Genomic DNA, 6,555 nt, shown 5'->3' on the forward strand with positions numbered 1-6,555 from the left:
GCCGACGAGAATGACTTTGTTGACGGAGGCCATGAGGTGTCCTGAATTGCGGCGTCCCGCGGGCTGCGGGACGATGGCGGCAAGCATAACGCCAGCCGCGGCCTCACTCGCGGCCGGGTTGGGGTTCAGGCGCTCTGCGGCTGCGCGGGGGCGGCTTCGGCCTCGGCGGGTTTGTGGCGCTTGGGCGGGGGCTGAATGGTGAACGACACCAGCAGCCACAGCGCGGCCAGCGCGGCAGCGACAAAAAACACATCTTCGCTGCTGTATTGCGACAGCCATCCGCCCACCGCGCCACCGGCAAACAAGCCGAGCGATTGCCCGGTGTTGTAAACGCCCATGGCCAGGCCTTTGCGGCTGGCGGGCGCGGTGCGCGACACCAGCGAGGGCAACAGCGCTTCCATCAGGTTGAAAGAGAGGAAGAAGAAGAACAGCGCGGCGATGAGCGCCACGGGGTTTTTGTAGCCTGCGGCAAAGCCCAGCATGGTGAGCACGAGCAGCGCCACGCCGCCGACGAACACGGGTTTCATATAGCCGTATTTCTCGGCGTAAATGATGCCGGGGATGGACAGCGCGAACGAAATCAGCGTGACGGGCAGATAGACCATCCAGTGGTGCAGCAGGGGAATGCCGGCGTATTTCACCAGCGCCACCGGCACGACCACGAACATGCTCACCTGCAAAAAGTTGACGACAAAAATCGAGAAGTCGAGCTTGAGCAGCGCCGGGGTGAACACCGCCTTGGCCCAGTGGCCCTGCACCTCTTCGGAGTGCGTGGTCATGGGCACGTTGGGCACGACCCAGATGACCACGGCAATGGCCAGTAGCGCAAGAATGCCGGTGAGGTCGAACATGCCGGGCACCGAGATGGCGTGATAGATGGGCGGGCCCAGCACCAGCGAGAGGATGAAGGAAAAGCCGATGGTCATGCCCACCATGGCCATGGCCTTGGTGCGGTGCTGGTCGCGGGTGGAGTCGGCAATCATGGCGGAGATGGCCGCCGAAATGGCCCCGGCGCCCTGAATGGCGCGGCCGATGATGATGAGGTAGAGGTTGTCGCTCGCTCCCGCGACGAATGAGCCGATGGCGAAAATCAGCAGTCCGAACACCATCACCGGCTTGCGGCCGAAGCGGTCGCTGGCCACGCCGAAGGGAATCTGCAGCACCGCTTGCGTCAGGCCGTAGATGCCCAGCGCCAGACCGACGAGGAATTTATCGTGTCCGTGCGGCAGATGCTCGGCGTAGATGGAAAACACCGGCAGGATGAAAAACAGCCCCAGCATGCGCAGGCCGTAGATCGACGCCAGCGTACTGCTGGCGCGGCGCTCGGCGGGCGTCATGGCGTCCTTGGGGGCTGTGGTTTTGGTCGATCGGGAAGATTTGGAAGCCATCGTCTGGAACTCTGGAGGGCCGCGCCACGGCGGGGCCTGAAACAAACAGGGCGATGCACAAGCGCTCGGCAAGATTGAGGCGACATTTTCGCTGAAACGCCGCCCAGATTCGTGACGGACTCTGTCGAGAAGTGCCCGTGTTTACATACCGTTTCAGCAAAACCGGTGCCTGGCGCAATTTACTCGGCGTGAATTTCCCGGCTTCGCCTGAAGTGGCTTGGCGCCTTATAGTGTCAGGTTGACTTTTTTCCGCCCTCGCCCATGAATGACCTTGCCTCCTCGTTTGAACCGCTGGCCAGCACCCAGGCCGAGGCACTGATTCGCGTGCGCGGGGCGCGCACCCACAATCTGAAAAACATTTCGCTCGATCTGCCGCGCAACAAGCTGGTGGTGATCACCGGGCTGTCGGGTTCGGGCAAGTCGTCGCTGGCGTTCGACACGCTGTACGCCGAGGGGCAGCGCCGTTATGTGGAAAGTCTGTCGGCGTATGCGCGGCAGTTTTTGCAGTTGATGGAAAAGCCCGATGTCGATCTGATCGAAGGGCTGGCCCCGGCCATCGCCATCGAGCAGAAGGCCACCAGCCACAACCCGCGCTCCACCGTGGGCACGGTGACGGAAATTCATGATTACTTGCGGCTGCTCTATGCCCGCGCAGGCACGCCGCATTGCCCCAACCATCCCGACGAGCCGCTGCAAGCGCAGACGATTTCGCAAATGGTCGATGCGCTCGTCGCCTGGCCCGAGGGACGGCGGTTGCTCATTCTCGCGCCGCTGCCTGCGGCGCAAATGGGCGCTTCGGCCTCCGGACGCCTGGCGGCACTGCGGGCGCAGGGCTTTGTGCGTTTTCGGCTCGATGGCGTGGTGGTCGATGCGCAAAGCCTGCCCGATGCCGACGCGCCGCCGCCGCAGCGCATCGAGGTGGTGGTCGATCGCATCAAGACCGGCCCCGATCTGCGTCAGCGTCTGGCCGAGAGCCTGGAGACCGCGCTGCGTCTGTCCGAAGGCCCGGTGGGCGCGCTCGACGCCGACAGCGGCGAGCTGACCACGTTTCACAGCCGCCCCACCTGCCCGATTTGCGGCACGACGGCGCCGCTGCTCGAACCCAAGCTGTTCTCCTTCAACAATCCGGTCGGCGCCTGCCCGACTTGCGACGGGCTCGGCGAGGTCGAGCGCTTCGACCCGGCTCGGGTGGTGGCCCATCCCGAGCTCAGTCTGGCCAGCGGCGCGATTCGCGGCTGGGACAAACGCAACGCCTTTTACTTTCAGATGCTGCAGGCGCTGGGCGCGCATTACGGCTTTGATCTCGACACGCCTTACGAGCAGTTGCCGCAGGCGGTGCGCCAGGTGCTGCTGCACGGCAGCGGCTCGGAGGCCATCGCCTTCACTTATCTGAACGACCGCAACAGGCCCACGGTCAAGTCGCACCCCTTCGAGGGCATCATTCCCAACCTCGACCGGCGCTGGAACGAGACCGACAGCCCGGCGGTGCGCGAGGAACTCGCGCGCCTGCGCACCGTGCAGACCTGCCCCGACTGTCTGGGCGCGCGGCTCGGGCCGATTGCACGCAACGTCACGATTAGCGGCGAGCGGCTGCAGGCACTGGCGCATCGCCCGCTGCGCGAGCTGCACGACTGGTTCGCCACCCTGCAGCTCGAAGGTCAGCGCGCCGAAGTGGCGGCGCGGCTGGTGATTGAAATCGGCAGCCGCCTGCGCTTTCTCATCGACGTGGGGCTGGACTATCTCACGCTGGACCGCAGCGCCGACACCCTTTCTGGTGGCGAGGCGCAGCGCATCCGCCTGGCCAGCCAGATCGGCTCGGGGCTGACCGGGGTGATGTACGTGCTCGACGAGCCGTCCATCGGCCTGCACCAGCGCGACAACGACCGGCTGATCGCCACCCTCAAACGCCTGCGCGATCTGGGCAATAGCGTGCTGGTGGTCGAGCACGACGCCGACGCCATCCTCTGCGCCGATTATGTGGTGGACATGGGCCCGGGCGCGGGCGAGCATGGCGGCAGCATCATCGCCCAGGGCACGCCGCAGGCCATCATGGCCGATCCCAACTCGATCACCGGCGCTTATCTGAGCGGCGCGCGCAGCGTGTTTCGCGGCAAGCCGCGGCAGGACGCCGCGCCCGAACACTGGCTCACCCTGAGCGGCGCCTGCGGCAACAATCTGCACGACGTGACCGCGCGCTTTCCGCTGGGGCGCATCACCTGCGTGGCGGGGGTTTCGGGCTCGGGTAAATCCACCCTGATCAACGACACGCTGTACGCCGCCTGCGCGCGCGAACTCAACCGCGCTGGGCTGGAGGCCGCACCCTATGCGGCCCTCGACGGGCTCGATCAGCTCGACAAGGTGATCGCGGTCGATCAGTCGCCCATCGGCCGCACCCCGCGCAGCAATCCGGCCACCTACACCGGGCTGTTCACCCCCATCCGCGAGCTGTACGCGCAGACGCCCGTGGCGCGCGAGCGCGGCTACGACGCCGGACGATTTTCCTTCAACGTCAAAGGCGGCCGCTGCGAAGCCTGCCAGGGCGACGGCGCGGTGAAAGTGGAAATGCACTTCATGCCCGACCTCTACGTGCCCTGCGATGTGTGCGGCGGCCAGCGCTACAACCGCGAAACCCTCGAAGTCACCTATCGCGGCCTGAGCATCGCGCAGGCGCTGGAACTCACGGTGGAGCAGGCGCTGGAGACCTTTTCGGCCGTGCCTGCCATCGCCCGCAAGCTGCAGACGCTGAAGGACGTGGGGCTGGGCTATATCCGCCTCGGGCAGTCGGCCATCACCCTGTCGGGCGGCGAGGCGCAGCGGGTCAAGCTGGCGCTCGAACTCTCCAAGCGCGACACCGGCCGCACGCTCTACATCCTCGACGAGCCCACCACCGGCCTGCACTTTGCCGACATCGAACTGCTGCTGGGCGTGCTGTTCAAGCTGCGCGAGGCCGGCAACACCATCGTCATCATCGAGCACAACCTCGACGTCATCGCCAGCGCCGACTGGGTGGTCGAGCTCGGCCCCAATGGCGGCGCGGGCGGCGGCCAGCTCATCGCCGAAGGCAGGCCGCAAGACATCGCCGCCCACCCGAACAGCGTCACCGGCCCCTACCTCGGCCAGGTGCTGCGCGGCACGTAACACAAAACGGCGGCAACGCTGTTACCTTGCGCCCATCGTCAACCGCCCTTGCGGGCAAAGGAGCGCGGCATGGGACTTATCGGATTTCTGATCATCGGCCTGATCGCGGGCTGGCTGGCGGGCAAGATCACCAAAGGCAGCGGCTTCGGCGTGCTGGGCGATCTGGTGGTCGGCGTGGTCGGCGCCTTCATCGGCGGCTTCCTGTTCCGCCTGCTGGGCCTGTTTCCCGGCGGCGGCATGCTGCCCAGCCTGATCGTGGCCACTATCGGCGCCATCGTGCTGCTCTGGCTCATCCGGCTGGTGAAACGGAAGTGGGCACATGGCGTGCGCGCTGACCACGCCCACTCGAAAACCTTTGTAACTCCAGTTCTCAACTGGCAAGCTGAATGCGAGTATTTGTGTGCGCTCGCCTTTCGCGGGCGATGTGGTGACTTATTTCGCCGCACAAAATAGGGGGAGTCGAGATGTCCATACAGAACCGGTTGTTGCCGCGGGTTTCCATCGCGGCCGCGCTTGCCACCACCACCCTGCTTGCCGCATGCGGAGGCGGGGGGGGGGGGTAGCACTGCACAACCTGTAGCCGGAACAACATTTCCGGTTCAGGCCGCCATTGCCAAGCTGTACGCCACAGGATTTGAAAACAACGTGATTATCAGCGGTACTTTGACCGGTTCCAGCGGCACAAGTCCTGTTTCCGGGGCTGCTGTGTATACGCGTTATAAAGCGCTTGCAGCCACCTTCAACGGACAGTCGGCTTACGCGACAACGCGCACAATCAACACGACAATCACCACCGAGAATGGTCAGGCGATCCAACCGATTTCACTGACTTTCCAGAGAACAACCTTTCTGTCGGCATCCTATGCCCCGGCGGGGGCTGAGGTAGGCAATGGAATATGTGTGCCTCAAACCCCAAGCACCTATCCGACAACCGTCACTCTCGGCCCAAACGGTGCGGCCGTGAGCGGTGCGGTGGTGACTTACGCATGCGTTTCAACCACTTCACCTTCAGTCCCGCTTGGTACAGAGTCCATCAGTTTCAAGTTGGCGCCTGGCAATTCATCAAACACGGCGACGCTCACGATTTTTGATAATCGGTTTGACACCTCTGGCACCGCAGATGGCAGCAGGCAGACAACGTATTCAATTGATACAACGGGAAATATGTCATTTCTCTCGGAATCTGGGAACGACTGGAATACGACAACTGGGGTGCTGGGGAATTTGACTTTTACCGCGCAATAGGCTGCGCCGGGTTTCAAACAGCCAGCGTCACCCGGGCGAACTTGCGTTTGCCGACCTGCAACACCACGGTGCCCGCGCCGAGTTTGAGGGCGCGGTCTTCAGCCACCGCGCCGTCGATGCGCACGCCGCGCTGTTCGATCATGCGCACGCCTTCGGCGGTGGAGGGCACCAGCCCGGCCTGCTTGAGCGCCTGAGGCAGCGCCAGCCCGGAATGTCGTCGGGAATGCCGCCGCTGGCGCGCAGGGCGAAGTCGGCTTGCGCCGCGTCAGCCGCGGACGCAGAGTGGAAGCGGGTGACGAGTTCGCGGGCCAGCATCACCTTGGCGTCTTTCGGGTTGCGTCCGGCTTCGACTTCGGCTTTCAGTGCGGCAATGTCGCTCATCGGGCGGAAGGACAGCAGCTCGAAATAGCGCCACATCAACACGTCGCTGATGGACAGCAGCTTGGCGAACATGGTCGCCGGGGCTTCCTGGATGCCGATGTAATTGCCCTTGGATTTGGACATTTTTTCCACACCGTCCAGCCCTTCGAGCAGCGGCATGGTGAGAATGCACTGCGGCTCTTGGCCGTATTCGCGCTGCAGCTCGCGCCCGACCAGCAAGTTGAACTTCTGGTCGGTGCCGCCGAGTTCGAGGTCGCTTTTGAGCGCCACCGAATCAAAACCCTGCATCAGCGGGTAAAGCAACTCGTGCATGGCGATGGGCACGCCCTCCTTGAACCGCTTGGTGAAATCGTCGCGCTCCAGCAGTCGCGCCAGGGTGTATTTGGCGGCCAGGCGAATCATG

General features: G+C 64.1%; 3 protein-coding genes and 2 pseudogenes. 3 read left to right on the forward strand and 2 right to left on the reverse strand.

All coding sequences use genetic code 11. The annotated features are described in order from the left end of the window. Positions 1–125 precede the first annotated feature (125 nt). Complete coding sequence (locus B7X30_RS14740) at positions 126–1,388, reverse strand: MFS transporter (RefSeq protein WP_286731603.1); 1,263 nt, start codon at positions 1,386–1,388, stop codon at positions 126–128. Between the two features lie 261 nt (positions 1,389–1,649). Between B7X30_RS14740 and uvrA the strand changes: the two genes are divergently transcribed. From uvrA to B7X30_RS14755, 3 genes and pseudogenes are all read left to right on the forward strand, one after another. After that, complete coding sequence (gene uvrA / locus B7X30_RS14745) at positions 1,650–4,526, forward strand: excinuclease ABC subunit UvrA (RefSeq protein ID WP_286731604.1); 2,877 nt, start codon at positions 1,650–1,652, stop codon at positions 4,524–4,526. A 69-nt stretch (positions 4,527–4,595) separates the two neighbouring features. Further along, a pseudogene (locus B7X30_RS14750) lies at positions 4,596–4,835 on the forward strand (GlsB/YeaQ/YmgE family stress response membrane protein); the annotation flags it as partial. A 222-nt stretch (positions 4,836–5,057) separates the two neighbouring features. Next, positions 5,058–5,771, forward strand: coding sequence for a hypothetical protein (locus B7X30_RS14755; RefSeq protein WP_286731605.1), 714 nt, complete (start codon positions 5,058–5,060; stop codon positions 5,769–5,771). A 13-nt stretch (positions 5,772–5,784) separates the two neighbouring features. On the opposite strand, the pseudogene tyrS reads toward B7X30_RS14755, so the two are convergent. Then, positions 5,785–6,555, reverse strand: a pseudogene (gene tyrS, locus B7X30_RS14760) (tyrosine--tRNA ligase); the annotation flags it as partial.

This window comes from Thiomonas sp. 13-64-67, assembly GCF_002282795.1.
Taxonomy (GTDB): Bacteria; Pseudomonadota; Gammaproteobacteria; order Burkholderiales; family Burkholderiaceae_C; genus Thiomonas; species Thiomonas arsenitoxydans.

Bases quoted from the DNA above. Each gene is read 5' to 3' on its own strand.
- B7X30_RS14740 (WP_286731603.1), bottom strand. From the start codon at position 1,388: ATGGCTTCCAAATCTTCCCGATCGACCAAAACCACAGCCCCCAAGGAC.
- uvrA (WP_286731604.1), top strand. From the start codon at position 1,650: ATGAATGACCTTGCCTCCTCGTTTGAACCGCTGGCCAGCACCCAGGCC.